The organism is Cupriavidus sp. 8B (assembly GCF_054589115.1).
On record NZ_BAAILO010000432.1, the window covers coordinates 201,351 to 218,445 of the forward strand.

General features: G+C 66.1%; 17 protein-coding genes. 9 read left to right on the forward strand and 8 right to left on the reverse strand.

Features of this window, described 5'->3' with window-relative positions; translation table 11 throughout:
* Positions 1-146 precede the first annotated feature (146 nt).
* Positions 147-1,565: an NCS2 family permease gene (locus ACYP5B_RS41910; protein WP_400094995.1), complete on the reverse strand. Its 1,419-nt coding sequence runs from the start codon at positions 1,563-1,565 to the stop codon at positions 147-149.
* A gap of 514 nt (positions 1,566-2,079) precedes the next feature.
* Here ACYP5B_RS41910 and ACYP5B_RS41915 point away from each other — a divergent pair.
* Positions 2,080-2,793: a hypothetical protein gene (locus ACYP5B_RS41915; protein ID WP_400094997.1), complete on the forward strand. Its 714-nt coding sequence runs from the start codon at positions 2,080-2,082 to the stop codon at positions 2,791-2,793.
* Here ACYP5B_RS41915 and ACYP5B_RS41920 read toward each other — a convergent pair.
* The 4 genes from ACYP5B_RS41920 to ACYP5B_RS41935 form a co-directional block, all read right to left on the reverse strand.
* Positions 2,784-3,890 carry a tetratricopeptide repeat protein gene (locus tag ACYP5B_RS41920; protein ID WP_400094999.1) on the reverse strand — a complete coding sequence of 369 codons (1,107 nt, stop codon included), beginning with the start codon at positions 3,888-3,890 and terminating at the stop codon, positions 2,784-2,786. The genes ACYP5B_RS41915 and ACYP5B_RS41920 overlap by 10 nt on opposite strands.
* Positions 3,891-3,970: 80 nt before the next feature.
* On the reverse strand, positions 3,971-5,146 hold the full coding sequence (locus ACYP5B_RS41925; protein ID WP_400095001.1) for a CaiB/BaiF CoA transferase family protein: 1,176 nt from the start codon (positions 5,144-5,146) through the stop codon (positions 3,971-3,973).
* Between the two features lie 72 nt (positions 5,147-5,218).
* Complete coding sequence (locus ACYP5B_RS41930; protein WP_400095002.1) at positions 5,219-6,196, reverse strand: Bug family tripartite tricarboxylate transporter substrate binding protein; 978 nt, start codon at positions 6,194-6,196, stop codon at positions 5,219-5,221.
* Positions 6,197-6,254: 58 nt separating this feature from the next.
* A complete protein-coding gene (locus tag ACYP5B_RS41935; protein WP_400095079.1) occupies positions 6,255-7,019 on the reverse strand; it encodes an enoyl-CoA hydratase/isomerase family protein in 765 nt (254 codons plus the stop codon).
* Positions 7,020-7,092: 73 nt separating this feature from the next.
* Between ACYP5B_RS41935 and ACYP5B_RS41940 the strand changes: the two genes are divergently transcribed.
* The 4 genes from ACYP5B_RS41940 (at position 7,093) to ACYP5B_RS41955 (ending at position 9,857) form a co-directional block, all read left to right on the forward strand.
* Entirely contained in the window at positions 7,093-7,776 is a 684-nt protein-coding gene (locus tag ACYP5B_RS41940) for a GntR family transcriptional regulator (protein ID WP_400095004.1), read from the forward strand.
* Positions 7,777-7,947: 171 nt separating this feature from the next.
* The gene (locus ACYP5B_RS41945) at positions 7,948-8,568 is read left to right on the forward strand and encodes a flavin reductase family protein (protein WP_318235965.1); all 621 of its coding nucleotides are present in this window, start codon (positions 7,948-7,950) and stop codon (positions 8,566-8,568) included.
* A gap of 189 nt (positions 8,569-8,757) precedes the next feature.
* The gene (locus ACYP5B_RS41950) at positions 8,758-9,237 is read left to right on the forward strand and encodes a nuclear transport factor 2 family protein (protein WP_400095006.1); all 480 of its coding nucleotides are present in this window, start codon (positions 8,758-8,760) and stop codon (positions 9,235-9,237) included.
* A gap of 59 nt (positions 9,238-9,296) precedes the next feature.
* Positions 9,297-9,857, forward strand: a complete 561-nt coding sequence (locus ACYP5B_RS41955) for a TetR/AcrR family transcriptional regulator (RefSeq protein WP_400095008.1) — start codon at positions 9,297-9,299, stop codon at positions 9,855-9,857.
* Between the two features lie 15 nt (positions 9,858-9,872).
* On the opposite strand, the gene ACYP5B_RS41960 is transcribed toward ACYP5B_RS41955, so the two are convergent.
* Positions 9,873-11,402 carry a sensor domain-containing diguanylate cyclase gene (locus ACYP5B_RS41960; protein ID WP_400095010.1) on the reverse strand — a complete coding sequence of 510 codons (1,530 nt, stop codon included), beginning with the start codon at positions 11,400-11,402 and terminating at the stop codon, positions 9,873-9,875.
* A 515-nt stretch (positions 11,403-11,917) separates the two neighbouring features.
* Here ACYP5B_RS41960 and ACYP5B_RS41965 point away from each other — a divergent pair.
* On the forward strand, positions 11,918-12,301 hold the full coding sequence (locus tag ACYP5B_RS41965; protein WP_400095012.1) for a DUF2946 family protein: 384 nt from the start codon (positions 11,918-11,920) through the stop codon (positions 12,299-12,301).
* 91 nt (positions 12,302-12,392) lie between these two features.
* Positions 12,393-13,346: a TonB-dependent receptor gene (locus ACYP5B_RS41970; RefSeq protein ID WP_400095014.1), complete on the forward strand. Its 954-nt coding sequence runs from the start codon at positions 12,393-12,395 to the stop codon at positions 13,344-13,346.
* A gap of 58 nt (positions 13,347-13,404) precedes the next feature.
* Here the strand turns inward: ACYP5B_RS41970 and ACYP5B_RS41975 are convergent, their stop codons facing one another.
* Positions 13,405-13,896, reverse strand: coding sequence for a TlpA family protein disulfide reductase (locus tag ACYP5B_RS41975; RefSeq protein ID WP_400095016.1), 492 nt, complete (start codon positions 13,894-13,896; stop codon positions 13,405-13,407).
* Between the two features lie 393 nt (positions 13,897-14,289).
* The gene (locus ACYP5B_RS41980) at positions 14,290-14,625 is read right to left on the reverse strand and encodes a DUF4148 domain-containing protein (RefSeq protein WP_400095018.1); all 336 of its coding nucleotides are present in this window, start codon (positions 14,623-14,625) and stop codon (positions 14,290-14,292) included.
* Between the two features lie 346 nt (positions 14,626-14,971).
* Here ACYP5B_RS41980 and ACYP5B_RS41985 point away from each other — a divergent pair, with 346 nt between their 5' ends.
* Together ACYP5B_RS41985 and ACYP5B_RS41990 are read left to right on the forward strand one after the other, a co-directional pair.
* Positions 14,972-15,646 carry a heavy metal response regulator transcription factor gene (locus ACYP5B_RS41985; protein WP_400095019.1) on the forward strand — a complete coding sequence of 225 codons (675 nt, stop codon included), beginning with the start codon at positions 14,972-14,974 and terminating at the stop codon, positions 15,644-15,646.
* Positions 15,646-17,094: a heavy metal sensor histidine kinase gene (locus ACYP5B_RS41990; protein WP_400095021.1), complete on the forward strand. Its 1,449-nt coding sequence runs from the start codon at positions 15,646-15,648 to the stop codon at positions 17,092-17,094. The genes ACYP5B_RS41985 and ACYP5B_RS41990 overlap by 1 nt, the downstream gene beginning before the upstream one ends.
* The last annotated feature ends 1 nt before the right edge of the window (position 17,095 follow it).

Sequence of the window (17,095 nt, forward strand, 5' to 3'; positions counted from 1 at the left end):
AGCGGGACGGGTGATTGCCCGCTTCGCAAAAAAGCCAGTGTCATCGTTGCGCTGGCTTTCAGTACCCGCTAGCGTGGATGCACCGCGCGGCCTGTCAGCCCGCGCGGTGCATCCTTGGCCGCGGGCAGTGCCGCGGCCGTCAAGCTTCAGATCGCCCAGCCGCCGCCGTAGAACACGGCCAGCGCCAGCGCAATCGCCACGGTGCCCACGTTCAGCTTGCGGTATTCACCGGCCACGATGCGGCCGATCACCAGGGTGCAGAAGCCCAGCATGATGCCGGTGACGATATTGCAGGTCAGCACGATAAAGACCGCGCAGACCAGGCCGGCCATGGCGTCGACCATATCGTCCATGTGCAGCTTGCTGACGCTGCTCAGCATCAGGAGGCCCACGTACATCAGGGCAGGTGCCGTCGCGTACGAAGGCACCAGCCCGGCCAGCGGCGAGAAGAAGATCACTGCCAGGAAGAGCAGGCCTACTACCACCGCGGCCAGGCCGGTCTTGGCGCCGGCCGCCACGCCAACGCTCGATTCGATGTATGCCGCGGCGGGCGCGCCACCGAAGAAGGCCGAGAAGATCGAGCTGAGCGAGTCCGTGGTCAGGGCACGGCCGCCGTTGGGGATCTGGCCTTTCGCATCGAGCTGGCCGGCTTGACCTGCGACGGCGCGAATGGTGCCGGTGGCGTCGAACACGGCCGTCATCACCAGTGCCAGCACGCTGGGCAGCACCGTCAGCGACAGCGCGCCCTTGATGTCCATCGCACCGATCAGCGAGGCATGGCCCGGCGCGCTCAGCGCGGGCAGCGCAAACACGCCAGAGAACTTCACGGCGGGATCGAGAGCCAGCCCCAGCGCGGAGATGGCGACGATCACCAGCAGGATGCCGCCCGGCACCCGGCGCCGTTCCAGGCCGAAGATCGCGGCCAGGCCGAGGACCGACATCACCACCGGGAAGGCCGTGATCTTGCCCAGCGCGACCGGCAGGCCGGCGCCCGGGTTCTTGATCACCAGGCCCACTTCGTTGGAGGCAATCAGCAGCAGGAACAGGCCGATGCCGATGCCTGTGCCGTGCGCCACGCCCGCAGGCAGGTTGCGCAGGATCCAGGAGCGCACGCCGGTCACGGAAATCGCGGTGAAGACCACGCCCATCAGGAAGATCGCGCCCAGCGCCACGGCGGGGGAGAGCCCCTGCCCGAGCACCAGCCCGAAAGCGGTGAAGGCGGTCAGCGAGATCGCGCAGCCAATGGCGATGGGCAGCTTGGCCCACATGCCCATCAGCAAGGAGCCGAAGGCCGCGGTCAGGCAGGTTGCGACGAACACGGCGCTGGTATCGAAGCCCGCCTTGCCGAGCATGCCCGGCACCACGAACACGGAATACACCATGGCCATGAAGGTGGTGACGCCGGCCAGCGCCTCGCGGCGCCCGGTGCTGCCGCGCGCGCTGATCTGGAAGTACCGGTCTAGGAAGCCATTGACTTCGATGGATTCGATGGCGTCGATGGCCTTGGCCTCGATCGCGTCGGTGCCGGGAGCGGTGGCACGGCCGGGGAACGGCTGTTCAAGCATGGCGGAGTGTCTCCTTTGTGGTGCGCTGGGGCGGCGGCTACGTCGCTCATACCCAGGCTGTCTCGCTTTTTCGTTGTCGTTGCCGAGGCCGTCATGCGGGCCGCTGCGCACATATTTGTGTCGCGCTCGGCACTGCATGTAGCCCGGTACGCCGCTGTCGGCCGGTTGCTCGCCACTCCGTGCTGGCGCTGCTGGTCCGACATGGCGCAAGACTAAGGGAGGGGCAGCATTCGTTCATAACGGCGCGAACATGGCTGACATTGGGAAATGAATATGAGTGACGGGTTGCGCTGGCGGCTGGCGGGGCGTTTGGAAAAGCGCGGATTGTGGCTGGGCGCGGGCAGGAAGGCAACTACCAGAGCGGCGATTGTGTGAACGCCGCCCGATTTGTCACGACTGCCCGGACATTTGGTAAGGGTTCCGCCGGCGGGCGCGGCAACTAGACGTATTCGTCTCTTCGCCCCTACACTGCATGGCCGCTCCGGCCCATCAACCGCCTCCACCTGGCTACGCCATGCAAGTAACTTTTCGTTGCGATCCGCTGTTGCAGGAATGCCTGCCGCGCCCGCAGCCTGCCCAGCAGGCGCTGCCGGACTGGGTGCGGGCGATGCGCCCCAAGGCGTTCTCGCCCCTGCACGGCCGGGACATCCGCACCATCAAGCAATGCCCGCCGTTCATCGATGCCATGACCCACGGCTTTGTGATCCTGCTGCCATGCGATGTGCGCGTGGAGCGGGGCGTGTTCTCCTGGGATTGGGACTTGCCAGAGCCGGGCATCGACGGCCATCCGCGCGCGCCGCTGAGCTTTCACGTGCCGGAGCAACTGGGCGGCACGCTACTGCATTCGGATACCGTTGCCCTGAAATTCAACAGCTTCTGGACCATCGAGCTGCCGCCGGGCTGGTCGCTGCTGGCGATGCATCCGGCCAACCGCTGGGATCTGCCGTTCCGCACGCTGAGCGGGCTGGTCGACGCGGACCGCTTCCATGACGTGGGCATCAATTTCCCGGCGCTATGGACCGATGCGGAGTTCGACGGCGTCCTGGCCAAAGGCACGCCAGTTGCGCAGTGCTGCCCGGTGCCGCGAACGGAGTTCGAGCTGTCCTTCGGCACGATCGACGCAGAGGGGGCCGGACGCTACGAGAAGCTGGCGGCGGAGGTGCTGACCACGCCCGGCGTGTATCGCAAGCGCTTTCGCGCGCCGCGCGAGCGGGGTGGTCAGTCCTGATTGCTGCCGAGGCTGCCGAGGCTGCCGCGGCTGGCCAGCAGGGCGCGCAGGGCGCCGAGGTCGGCCCATAGCCGGCCGTGCGGTCCCGAGCACAGCGCTTGCGCGATGCGGCCGAAGGTGTCTGGCGCAACGCGGTAGGCGTGGGCATAGGCGGCAAGGGCCGCGTCGGGCTGGCCGTCTTCCTGCAGCACGATGCCGAGGTTGACCGCCGCCGGCGCGGCGTCCGGACGGCAGGCCAGCGCACTGCGCAAGGCGGCCTGCGCGCCCCGCAGGTCGCGCCGGTCTTGCCGCACCAGTCCGAGCTGGATCCAGCCGTCGTAGTCCTGCGGATGCGCGCCGAGCAGGGCTTCCAGCGTGGCTTGCGCGGCGGGCAGGTCGCGCAGCTCCTGCTGCGCGATGGCCAGGTTCAGGCGCGCCTCCCGGCTGCGCGGCTCCAGCGCCACGGCCCCGCCGAAGGCGCCGGCGGCCTCGGCCTTGCGCCCGAGCGCATGCAGCACTTTGCCCCGCTGGAAATGCGCGCGCGCGATGTTGCCGTCCAGCGCAATGGCGCGGTCCAGCGCCGCCAGCGCGGCTTGCTGTTCGCCGCCTTCGCGCATCGTCTGCGCCAGTTCGATCCACGCCGGTGCAAAACCCGGTGCTCGCTGGATCAGCAGGCCCAGTTCCGCCACGGCATCGGGTGTGCCGCTGCGCAACCTGGCGACGCAGGCGAGATAGCTTGGCTCCAAGGCATTGCCGCTGAGCGCGCAGGCGCGCAGCAGATGCGGCAGCGCCTCTGCCGGCGCGCCATCGGCCAGCGCCGCCCGGCCGGCTATCAGGAGCGAGGGCAGGTGGTCCGGGCGCAGTGCGAGTCCCTGCGCGATATGGCGCCGCGCCAACGCGGCATCGCCGCGCTGCAGGGCAATCTGCGCGCTCAGCTGGCAAACGGCGGGATGCGCCGGATAGCGCCCCATCAGCGTGGCCGCATAACCGGCGGCCGCGTCGATGTTGCCCTGGTTCAGCTGCGCGATGGCCGCCGTCAGTCCGGCTTCCAGCCCGGTATGCGGCTCAGCGGCCAGCGCCGCGTCGGGTCCGCTCTGCTCCGTAGTCGGCTTGGTCATGGCAAGCGGCGTGGTTGCGGTGGGGCAAGCTTAACCGGTCTTGCCTGCCGGCGGCATGCTTGGGCCTGCTTCAGTCAACGTTAGCCAACACTGGCGTGCTGGCCGAACTCCTCCAGCAGCCGCGCGCGATGCTCGTCCAGCCTTGGGGAGCGCTGGAAGCTGCTCGCGCCTGCCTGGTTGCCGATCTTGATCGGATTGCCGGCCAGGGTGATCGGGCGGCCCTCGCCGATGCTGGCTTGCAGCAGCATGCCGCGCGCTTGCACGTGCGGGTCCTCGACGATGTCGGCCACGCTTTGCAGCGGGCCGTGCGGCACGCCCGCACGCTCCAGCGTGTCTGACCACGCGGCACTGTCCGCGTCGGCCAGGCGCGCTTCCAGGCTTGCCTTGAGCTCGGCGTGATGCTGGTTGCGCGCCACCACGGTGGCAAAGCGCGGGTCGGCTGCCAGGTCCGGCTGGCCGAGCGCGGCGCAGAGTTTCTGGAACAGGGTGTCGTTGCCCGCCGCGATGACGATAAAGCCGTCGGCGGTCTTGAACATATCGAACGGCGTGATGGAGGGATGGCGCGTGCCCAGCGGCGCTGGCACCGCGCCCGTGGCGGAGTGCCGCGCGATGGCGTTCTCCAGCAGCGCGACCTGGCAGTCGAGCATGCCGATATCGACGCGCTCGCCCAGCCCGGTGCGGCTGCGCTTGAGCAGCGCGGACTGGATGCCGATGGCGGCGTACAGCCCGGCGCCCAGGTCGCCGATGGACACGCCGACCCGCACCGGGGCGCCGCCGGTCTGGCCGGTCACGCTCATCAGCCCGCCCATGGCCTGCACCACCATGTCGTAGGCGGGCCGGTCTCGGTAAGGGCCGGTCTGGCCAAAGCCGGAGATCGACGCATAGACCAGGCGCGGGTTGGCCGCGTGCAGGGCCTCCCAGGTAAAGCCGAGCTTTTCCATCACGCCGGCGCGGAAGTTCTCCACCAGCACGTCCGCGCCCGCGATCATCGCCGCCAGCACTTCGCGGTCGCGCGGGGATTTCAGGTCCAGCGCGATGGATTCCTTGTTGCGGTTGACGGAGGCGAAGTACGCCGACTCCCCATCCACGAAGGGGCCCACGTGCCGGGAGTCGTCACCGCCTTCGGGGTTCTCGATCTTGATCACGCGCGCGCCAAGGTCGGCCAGCATCATGGTGCAGTAGGGGCCGGCGAGCACACGGGTCAGGTCCACCACGGTAAGGCCCGCGAGCGGGAGGTCTGCGGCAATGCGATTCATGGAAATCCTCTAAATCATTCGGGACCGGGCGAGCCCGGATACAGCGGGTGAGAGGGCAGCGCGCGCCGTGGCTCAGTCGATCTTGGCGCCGCTGCTCAGGGTCAGCTCCGTGACCGTCTTGCCTTCACGTTGCGCAAACTGCTTGAATTCCGCGGGCGACGCCGACGGCGAGACTTCCTCGCCGCGGCTCGCCAGCCGGGCCCGCAGGTCCGGCCTGGCGAGGGCCTTGGCCGATGCGGCAAAGAGCTTCTCGATCACGGCCGGTGGCGTTTGCGCCGGGGCAAACAGCCCATACCAGTTGGTTACGTCGTAGCCCTTGATGCCGGCTTCGGCGATGGTCGGATAGTTCGGCAGCACCGACGAGCGCTTGGCGGAGGTGACAGCAATGCCGACCACCTTGCCGGTATCGATCATGGCCTGCACGGAAGCCGGCGTGGCAAAGGTGAGCTGCGCGTCGCCGGCGGCCACCGCCTGCGCGGACGGCGCGCCTCCCTTGTAGGGCACGTGGGTGAGCTGCACGTCGGCCAGCTTGGTGAACTGCACACCAGCCAGGTGCGTGATCACGCCGTTGCCGGAGGACGAGTAATTGAGCGCGCCGGGATGCTGGCGGGCTTTTGCCAGCAGGCTGGCGACGCTGGTGATGCCGGATTCCTTGTTGGCCGCGAGCAGCAGCGGCGAGACGGTCAGCCGCGTAATGGGCGCAAAGTCCGTGGGCTCGTAGCGGATGTTCTTGTAGAGCACCTTGTCGCTGCCCATCACGCTGGCGGTGGCGATATACAGCGTGTAGCCATCGGCCGGCGCCTTGGCCACGGTGTCGGCGGCAATGGTGGTGCCGGCGCCGGGCTTGTTGTCCACGATGACGGGCTGCCCGAGTTCCTTCGACAGCGCGTCGCCATACAGCCGCGCGACATTGTCGGCGCCGCCGCCGGCGGGGAAGCCGATCACCACGCGGATCGGCTTGATCGGGAAGGCGTCCGTCGCCAGCGCGGGGCCGGCCAGCGTGGATGCTGACGCGAGCAGGAACAGCAGGGTTGGGTGCCGCTTGATCATCGTTGTCTCCAGGTTTTGTTTTTGCGTTCTATGTGCTGCCGCGCCGGCTCTGCCGTACTTACCTGCCGGTGAATACCGCAGGGCGTTTCTCGCGCCACGCCGCGGCGCCTTCGCGCAGATCCGCCGATGCTCCGGCTCGCGCGATCTCGCGTTCCAGCGCGGCCGTGTCCAGCGCGCCGCGCGCGATCTGGTTCAGCGCTTGTTTCATGCCCAGCAGGGCAATCGGCGCCATGCCCGCGAGCGTGGCGCTAAGCGCTTCCACCCGCGGCGCCAGCGCGTCGGCGGTGACGATCTCGGTCAGGAAGCCCACCTTCAGCATCTCGTCGGCATCGAGCCGGGCGGCCGTCAGGAAAAGCCGCTTGGCCGTATCCACGCCCAGCCGGCTCACATAGCGTTCCAGCCCGCCCCGGTAGAAATGCAGCCCGAGCCTTGCTGCCGGCATGAACATGTCGCAGTGAGGCACGCCCACGCGGAAGTCGCAGGCCAGGCAGAGGTCCGTGGCGCCGCCATACACGCCGCCGTTGACCGCCGCGATGGTGATGGGGCGCGCGGCTTCGATCAGGTCGATCAGTTCGCCAAACTCCGGCGCCCCCGCGGTATCCGCGTTGCCGAGCGAGCTGATGTCGTAGCCGCTGCAGAAGTACTTGCCGGCGCCGGTGAAGCGCAGCACCAAAACGTCCTCCATCGCGTTGACAGAGTTGATATGCTCGCGCAGTACCTGCAAATCATGCGGACTGAGCCGATTAGCCATCTCGGGTCGCTCGAAAGTGATCGTTGCGACGTTTTTATCGATACTGAGCCGGGGTTCGCCTTGTTTTTGCATATAAGATTGATGTTTAGATATATTGAAATTGATTTTAGATATGCCCAAAGAGTCGTCAAATCGAGGTTTACCCGTGCAATCGCTCCAGGACAGGATCCGGGAGGCCATTGAGGAAGAGATCCACGCCGGCAAGCTGAAGCCGGGTTCGCAGCTGGACGAGCGCGCGCTGGCGGAGCAGTTCGACAGTTCCCGCACGCCGGTGCGCGAAGCCTTGCTGACGCTGGCGGCCCAAGGGCTGGTGACGATTGCCCCGCGCGCCGGGATCTTCGTGCACAAGGCGAGCGTGGCCGAGCTGGTGGCGATGTTCGAAACGCTGGCTGAGATGGAGGGCGTGGTGGCACGGCTGGCCACGCAGCGCATCAGCGAGCCCGGCAGGGCGGCGCTGGCGTCGGCATTCGAGCACGGGCGGGCCTATGTGGAGGCGGGCGACCACCCTGGCTATGTGGCATCCAATCGCGACTTCCACGATGTGCTCTACCACGCCTGCGCCAACCCATACCTGGCTGATCAGATCCGCATGCTGCGCCGGCGCCTGTCGATCTACTGGCGCCATCGCGGGCTGATCAATCCTGCTCGCGTGCCGGGTTCCTTCCAGGAACACGGCGTGATCGTGGCAGCCGTGCTCGACGGCAACGGGGACGCGGCTGCCGCGGCGATGCGCGCGCACATCTCGGCGGGCGGCAAGGCCATCGCCGACCTGGTGCTGCTGGCGCAGGAATCCTATGACGAATCCGCCGCTGGTTCGGGTACGCGATAACGGGGCGGCGAACGCGTCCGGGTGACAACTGGTAGCATCGCAAACAGCTTGTCCGGGCCGGCTGTGTGCCTACCCGACGACTCCGTATGGAGGGGGCGGCAAGCGCGCAAAAACGCTTGCAATAAGCAGCCGCCCCCGGTCTTCAACGCTCTCTTGCCGAGTGTCTGCAACGTGTCCGCCGAACCCTATTTCTACGAGCCCGCCAACGGGCATGGCCTGCCGCATGATCCCTTCAACGCCATCGTCGGGCCGCGCCCGATCGGCTGGATCTCCTCGCGCGGCAGCGACGGGATAGTCAATCTCGCGCCCTATAGCTTCTTCAACGCCTTCAACTACACGCCGCCCATCGTGGGTTTTTCCAGCATTGGCTACAAGGACAGCGTGCGCAATATCGAGCAGACCCGTGAGTTCTGCTGGAACCTGGCCACGCGGCCGCTGGCCGACGCCATGAACGCGAGCTGCGCGGCCGTGCCGCCGGAGGTCGACGAGTTCGAGCTAGCCGGGCTCACCCCGGTGGCCTCGCGCAGGGTCGCGGTGCCGCGCGTGGCGCAAAGCCCGGTCTCGTTCGAATGCAAGCTCACCCAGCTGGTCCAGCTCGAAGGCGTCGATGGCCACAAGGTGCCGACCTGGCTGGTGCTGGGCGAGGTGGTCGGCGTGCATGTGGACAAGGCGCTCCTGAAGGACGGCATCTATGACACAGCCGCAGCCCGGCCGATCCTGCGCGGCGGCGGCCCGGCCGACTACTTCGAGATCGGGCCCGAGGCGCTGTTCCGCATGCGGCGCCCGCGCTGAGCGCTTGCTGGGCGCTGTTGAGGGATTCCAGGCCGGCAGATTGCCGGCTTTTTCATACCTGCAAATTTCGCCTTGACAGACAGATCTGTCTACGAAAATAATGCAGACAGATCTGTATCATTTGCTGTTTGCCAAACGCGCTACAGGCCACCCTTTTGAATCCCGTTCTGTCGCAGCCAGGAGAAGTCGATGTCGTCCAACCCCGAAATCCGTCCGCCCGTGCCCCCGTTCACCCGTGAAACCGCCATCCAGAAGGTGCGCGGCGCCGAAGATGGCTGGAACAGCCGCGACCCCGAGCGCGTGGCGCTGGCCTACACCGTCGACAGCGCCTGGCGCAACCGCGCGGAGTTCGTGAACGGGCGCGAGGCCATCGTCGGCTTTCTGGCGCGCAAGTGGCAAAAGGAGCTGGACTATCGCCTGATCAAGGAACTGTGGGCCTTCGAAGACAACCGCATCGCGGTGCGGTTCGCGTACGAGTGGCATGACGATTCGGGTAACTGGTATCGCTCCTACGGCAACGAGAACTGGGAGTTCAACGAGGCCGGCCTGATGCAGCGCCGCTTTGCGTGCATCAACGATGCACCGATCAAGGAGGCCGACCGCAAATTCTTCTGGCCCCTGGGGCGCCGGCCGGACGATCACGCCAGCCTGAGCGATCTAGGCCTTTAAGCCACTCGGCCCGATCAGGGATAATCCCCCCACTTTTCGCAGCAAGGAACACTTCAGCCATGGCCACGCCTTCCGCCCGCGAGCGCATCCTGGATACCGCGGCCCGCCTGTTCTACCAGGATGGGCTGCGCGCGACCGGCATCGACAAGATCATCGCCGAGTCCGGCGTGGCCAAGATGTCCTTGTACCGGCATTTCGCGTCCAAGAACGAGTTGATCGCGGCCTTCCTCGACCGGCGCCACGAGAGCTGGATGGGCTGGTTCGAGCAGGACGTGGAAGCGCGTTTCACCGCCGGCCCTGGCTTGGAGGTGATCGCGGACGCGCTGGCCGACTGGTTCACCGGCGGGGATTTTCGTGGCTGCGCGTTTATCAATGCGGTGGCGGAGGCGGGCGCCTCCGGCGAGGGCACCCAGGTGGCGCAATCCGTGGCACACAAGGCGGAGCTGGCGGCCTTTATCGGTTCGCTGGCCAGGCGGCTTGGCCTGCCGGAGCCCGAGGCCATCGCTGAAGAGGCGATGCTTTGCGTGGAAGGCATGATCGTGCGGTACCAGATGACAGCCGATCCGGGCGTGGTCGATGCCGGGCGGCGCTTGCTGCGCCGGCTGCAACAAGCGCACTGAAGGGGCGGGTTGCCTCTAGCCCGCCTGGGCCACGCTTTGGGCCTGGCTCCTTTGCCCTTCGTCCGCGGCGATGGCCACCCGGTTGCGCCCGGACGCCTTCGCCTCGTATAGCGCTTCGTCACTTGCATTGAAGAAGACCCGCAGGCTTGCGAAACGTGCGCGGCCCTCTGCGATAGCCACACCGATGCTGACTGTGAGTACCTGGTTGGCGCTCCCCGCATTTGGGATCGCCAAGCTCTCGACTGCCGAGCGAATCTTCTCGGCCACGGCGATGGCACCTTCCACGCCTGTGTTGGGCAGCAGCACGGCGAATTCCTCGCCGCCATAGCGGGCGGCATAGTCGCCAGGCCTGCGGATATTGTCGGCAATGCAGCGGGCGACCGCGGCCAGCGCGTCGTCGCCGCCCGCGTGCCCGTAGCGGTCGTTGAAGCTCTTGAAATGATCGACATCGATCATGAGCAGGGACAAGGTTTGCTGGTTGCGCCATGCCCGGCGCCATTCGATGTCGGCGGCTTCATCCAGGGCGCGCCGGCTGCCGACACCGGTCAGGCCGTCCGTGTTGACCATGAGCCGCAGATGTTCTTCCATCGCCAGCCGGCGTCTGAACTGCTGGGCAATCAGCACCGAGAGGGCGATGAGCATGATGTCGAGGGCGAGGATCAGCCCGCCAAGCAGCCACGCCCTTTTGCGCCATTCCGCGTAAACGTCGTCAGTCGACAGGCCAACGACAACCATCAGCGGGAAGCCGGTAATGTGGCGGAAGTCATATAGCCGTTCAGTGCCATCCAGTGCGGCAATGCCGACATAGGATCCTTGCGAGGCTTGAGTAAGCGGAGCGAAGGACGGGCTGCTGGCAATGCTCTGCCCAATGGTGCCTGGGTTGTCCGGGCGGCGCATGAGAACGATGCCATCGTCCCGCAGCAGCGTGATGGTGCCCCCCGGGCCAAGCTTCGTCCCCTCGAAGAGCCGCCTGAAATAGTGGATGCGCAGCGTGCCGACGACGATGCCGGCAAAGCTGCCGTCGGCGTGCGACAACCTTCGGCTAAGGCCGATCGACTGGCCACCGTCCGTCATGCGAGGCTGGAACGGCTGGCTGAGATACAGCCCTGCAGTGGCCGAATCGCGATGCACCTTGAAGTAATCCCGGTCAGCGAGATTGACGGGACGCGCAGGGGTCGAGCGGGAGTCGAGCACGAGTTGGCCTTGCTCGTCCGTCACCAGCAGGGAGCCCACGTCCGTTGCGGTCGTGGAGCGGTCAAACAACACTAGCTGGCGGATGGCGGGAGGCAACCGGAGAATCTCGGGATCCTTGACGCCGTCGATCACCGAGTGCATCGACAGCTCATAGATTTCCAGATTGCGGGCGATATCGTGCTCCAGGATCAGCGAGAGATTGGCGGCCCCCTCTTGTGCGCGTGCAAACGCGTCCTGACGCATTTCAAAGAGCGCACAGCCTCCGATGGCGGCGATGGCAACAGCAAGCGCGACGCTGCTGGCCACGAAAAGATTGGGGGACTTGAAGTTCACTTTTTTGACGCCGGCCAAGGCTATCTGGGGTTTTTGTTTGGGATTGTCACTCCGCCCAAGCGCGAGCGCGCCGATTGTACTCGCTCAAATACACGTGCCCCGCACTGATCCTACTTCATCATGTTGCTCCTGGCCCAATGCCTTGGGAAACCTCGCGCCGGCGGGTTGCTTCTCGTGTCGGTGAGCGACTTCAGCACTTGGCAGATGCGCGCGCCGTCAACACGATGATGTTCTGCCCGGGCAGCGGTCGCGCGCTGCACGCGGGGCAAGTATAAATTCTGATAAGGGCCGGCGGGCGCCATCCCGAGCGCGTTGGGATAGTGGCGTAGCGTACAAAGTGCAGAGAAATCCCGGCGTAGGCTCAAAATGACAAAGGCCACGGGAGATTTGAGTTACCGGCGGGCGCACATACCGGCCCCGGCGTCGCTAGGTGCGACGCTGTGTCCCACCCGTATCGAACCGAATGAAACTGAAAGGGGCGGCCTTGGCAGCCGCGCGTCCCTATAATCAGCCACCCATTTTCTCGGCACCAAATGTCATTCGCACATCGGATTGTCTTGTGGCTCGCGTTGCTCGGCATGGCGCTGCACACGCCATGGCCGATGATGGCCCACGGGCAATCCGCCGAGGGAGTGATCGATCACACGATCTGCAGTGCAGGCGGGATCCCCGTCGTCTCCATAGACGATCAAACGTCCCCGAATAAGGACGCCCCCGGCGGCCACGAGAGCCTCAGCGATTCCCTGTGCTGCCTGGTCTGCGCGGATCTCGGCAACACCAATGCGATACCGCACGTACCGTTTGCCTTTCTGCCTCACCTCAGACAGCTTGGCTTCGCGCGGCCAGTGTTACAGCGGAATGCTTATCGGCCCCCGGGAGTTCTTCGCGCGACGGCCCGAGCGCCGCCCTTGGCATGAGTGGCTTTGCCTGACCACCCGCGCGCTCCACACAGCGCGCGCCCATGCCACGGGCGAATTACCGGTTCGCCCCCGTATTGCCCAGAACACCATGAATCCGATCCTTCGCGCCGGCACCGCAGGTGCCGCCTTGCTATGTCCCGCATTTGCGTTCGCGTGCGCAAGCTGCGGCTGCACCCTGAGTTCTGATTGGGACAGCCAGGGGTTCTATTCCGACTCCGGTCTGCGCCTCGACCTGCGCTATGACTACCTGAACCAATCCCAGTTGCGATCGGGCACGGGCGCGGTTAACCGCGCGGCCTATCCCATCCCGAACGACCGTGAGCTCGAGCAAGGCACAATCAACCGCTACACCACGCTCGGCATTGACTACAGCTTCAACTCGGACTGGGGCGTCAACGTCCAGGTGCCCTATGTGAGCCGGACCCACTCCACAATCTCGCCTGGAGACACCGATGTGTCGGGCTCGTCCGGCAACGGGCTGGGCGATGTCCGCGTGATCGGCCGCTACCAGGGGCTTCTGGAGACCAAGAACTTTGGCCTTCAGCTCGGCGTCAAGCTGCCAACCGGCGGGTTCCACCAGAATTTCAATTCGGGGCCATCGGCCGGCACCCCGCTCGACCGCGGCCTGCAATTCGGCACCGGCACCACCGACCTGATGGCGGGTGTCTACTACTACAGCCCGATCAGCCAGGATTTCGACGGTTTCGCCCAGGCGATGGTGCAGCTGCCGCTTGATTATCGGGAGCAGTACAAGCCGGGTATGTCCCTATCGGTGAACGCCGGGGTGCGATACGTGCACTTCGAGGCCGTCACTCCCCAGTTGCAGGTCAACACGCGGGTGGCCAAGCGCGACCTTGGCGACAATGCGGACACGGCGAACAGCGGCGGCACGCTGGTGTACCTGAGCCCGGGCGCCACGGTGAGCCTGAGCAAGCAGGTCAAGCTCTACGCCTTTATCCAGTTGCCGATCTACCAGCGTGTCAACGGGCTGCAACTCGCCCCGCGCTGGACGGGGACGATCGGCACCCGCTACGTCTTCTGATCCTGCTGATCCTGCCAGGCCGGCCGGGGCCACGGGGCCCGGCCGGCGATCCGACGGCCTACGGCCTGAGCAGCGGTACGACCTGCTTCTCCAGCAATTCCAGGTCGACGGTGGGCTCTGCATGCCAGCCGTCCCTGCGCAGAATGCCGTGCTGGTCGACCACGAATGTCACCGGGATGCGCCACAGGCGCCCGAAGCCCTTTACGTCGGCGTCGCCGACGAAGGCCAGCGGGAAGGTGTAGGACTTCATCACCGTCTGTGCTTCTGCCTGGTCGCTGGCCTTGTCGATGCTCACGGCAATCACATCCACGCCTTGCGCGTGATATTTTCGATAGAACTCCTCAAGCGCCGGCATTTCTTTACGGCATGGCGCGCACCAGGTCGCCCAGAAGTTGATGATCGTAACTCGGCCAGCCGCAACGGCCGGCGTGACGTGGTGACCGTTGGTGAGCTTGATATCGAAAGCCGGGACCGGCTCACCGACCTCCAGTCCGCCAGCCACGGCTGACATCGAGAACAAAGCACAAGTCAGAACCGAGAGCATGCGCATTTGATGGCACTCCAAAGCCATTTAGTAGTCCGCATTTTACTGCCGCAGGCAGATTCATAAACGCACCTCGCTGCGTCGCCCACCTCATCGCAGGCGGGGGGGCGCATGCGGATCGAGCAACGGCAGCAAATTGGGAAGTCCGTATTGTCGATTGTTGGGTAGGGGCGGCATTGGACAGGCGCTTGTGGCGCGGCCGCACAAGCAGCCGGTTTCGATAGGGGGGGCAGAAGAGTTTGAAGCCGGACTTGCGACGCGGTGCGAGAGCACCGGTATGGCAATACATGGCCGTAGCAAGCTTTGACGCCGCTGCCACTTGTGTTTCGCATGGCGAATACCGCGTTGCAGATGCGCGATTCACGCCCGGAACGGGTAGCGTGCAGCGGCGTTGATGCGTCATGCGCCGTAGTAGAAGGGGCTGCGCACGGCATCGATCCGCGGTTGCATGCTGGCGCTGGCCTGAGACTGGCCTTCAGCCTGCGGCGGCGTGCTTGCCGCGGCCCCCTTCGCTGCTGCGGCATCTTCCGCTGCCACCTTGGCTTCGGCCGCTTGAATGTCCTTGGGATAGGTCGCGTCGTCGCCACGGCTCGGCTGGTAGCCGGCCTGTTCCAGCCGGATCAGATCGGCGCGGACTTCGGCGCGGGTGAGGGGTGCCTGCTCGCTTTGCGCGAAGGACAGGGCCGGCGCTGCCAGGGCGCAGGACAGCAAGACAGTGCGAACGATGGCTTTCATGATGCGTTACCTCTTTCAGTTGGAATGCCCCGGTGTCGCTGGGGCCGTCGCGCTTTCATCGAGATAATGAAAGGCTGAAACCAGTATTGGTTTTGCACGGTGACCTCGACCTGACCATCTCATTACATTCCCGTCATGCACCGCTAGTGCCCCTAGTGCCGCTAGGGCCGCTTTTTTACGTTGGCCGCAGTGATCGATGGCCGCATTCCAGGAAGCCAGGGCCGCCGGTAACGCCGTCGAATCGATTACAGATTTGTCATTCAGGCGCGCCGCGCCAACGGCTATCATCCGAGCATGCAGGGCGCCCGGAGCGCGCCTTGCCGGCACTGGCTAGGCGAGGGCAGACATGAGAATTCTGGTGGTGGAGGACGAACCCAAGACTGGCGAGTACCTGCGCAAGGGGCTGACCGAATCGTCCTTCGTGGTCGACCTGGCGGTGACCGGCGCCGATGGCCTGCACCAGGCGCTGGACGCGGCGTACGACCTGGTCATCCTCGACGTGATGCTGCCCGGCATGAACGGCTGGGATGTGCTCAAGCAGCTGCGCGAGCACAAGGACACGCCGGTGCTGTTCCTGACCGCGCGCGATGAAGTGGAGGACCGTGTGCGCGGGCTGGAGCTGGGCGGCGACGACTATCTCGCCAAGCCCTTCGCCTTTGTCGAGCTGCTGGCGCGGGTGCGCACCTTGCTGCGGCGCGGCCCGGTGCGCGAGGCCGACCGCATCGAGATCGAAGACCTGGAGATCGACCTGATCCGCCACCGCGTGACGCGCGCCGGCCGGCGCATCGAGCTGACGCCGCGCGAGTTTTCCCTGCTGCATTTCCTGGCGCGCCGGCACACCGAGGTGCTGAGCCGCACACAGATCGCCTCCCATGTCTGGGACATGAATTTCGATAGCGATACCAATGTGGTGGATGTGGCGGTGCGCCGCCTGCGCGCCAAGATGGACGACGATTTCCAGCCTAAGCTGATCCACACCGTGCGCGGCATGGGCTATGTGCTGGAGTGCCGGGAAACCTGATGCGCAGGCTCTCGCTCACTGCCCGCCTGGCGCTCGCCTTTGGCCTGGTTGCCGCGATCGTGTTCGGCGGCGCGGGCGCTTACCTGTACGGCGCGCTGGCCACGCAGGTGATAGAGCGCGACGATGCGGAACTGCTGCGCAAGGCGGCGCGCGCGCGCACCGAGCTGATGGAGCAGGGTGCCCAGCCCAACAGCGACTGGCGGGAAGTGGCCGGCGTGGTGTCCGGCAACGACGAGTATGCGCTGGTGGTGCGCGCCCCCGGCGGCGCCGTGCTGCTTGCCGCCAATGCCGGAGAAGGGCTGCCCGCCGTGCAGCCGGTGGCGCCGGTGGCACCCGATGCGCAGCTCGGATTCGAAGCGATCCGCGCCTGGACCACGCAGCAGGGCTACCCGGTGCACGGCGTGCAGGTGTTGGTCCCCATCGGGCCCGGCGCGGGCGCCACCTCCACTTCCACCTCCACCACCACCCCGCAAACGCTGACCTTCACGCTCTACCAGACCGCCATCTCCCGCACCACGTTGCTGCGCGCATACCGCGCGAAACTGCTGCTGACGGGACTGCTGGGCACGCTGGGCGTGGCCGGGTTTGGCTACCTGGTGCTACGCGCCGGCATGGCGCCGCTGCGGCGCATCGCCGCCGGGGCATCGTCGGTCACGGTGCGGCGGCTCGAACTGCCGATCGACCCGGCGCAGCTGCCGCCCGAACTGGCGGAACTGGCTGCGGCCCTGCAACAGATGATGGACCGGTTGCGCGATGGGTTCGAACGTCTTTCCCAGTTTTCCGCGGACCTGGCGCACGACTTCCGCACGCCCATCGGCAACCTGCTCGGGCAGAGCCAGGTAGCGCTGTCGAGCGAGCGCAGCGCCGACGAATACCAGGCGCTGCTGGCGTCCAATATCGAGGAATACGAACGGCTCGCCCGCATGATCGAGAACATGTTGTTCCTCGCGCGGGCTGAGAACGCCCGCGTGGCGGTCAATCCGGCGCGCCTGGACCTGGCGCGCGAGCTGGGCGCGCTATCCGACTATTTCGAGGGACTGGCGGAGGCGAGCGGGGTGGCGATCGCGGTGGATGGCGGGGGCGCCGTGCTGGCCGATCCGCTGCTGCTGCGGCGCGCGGTCAGCAACCTGGTGGCCAATGCCATCCGCTACACGCCCGCCGGGCAAACGGTGGTGATGGCGGCGCGCACAGGTCCCGCAGGCAGCAGTATCGAAGTGCGCAACCCCGGGGCCGGCATCGCGCCGGAACACCTGCCCAGGCTGTTCGATCGCTTCTTTCGCGGCGATCCCGCCCGTACCAACTCGGGAGAGTCGGCGGGCATAGGCCTGGCCATCGTGAAGTCCATCATGGACTTGCACCATGGGCACGTTGAGGTGGAATCCGAAGTCGGGGGAACCACGGTCTTCAGGCTACTGTTTCCGGCGAGCATGGCAGATCCTGCGTCGTAGG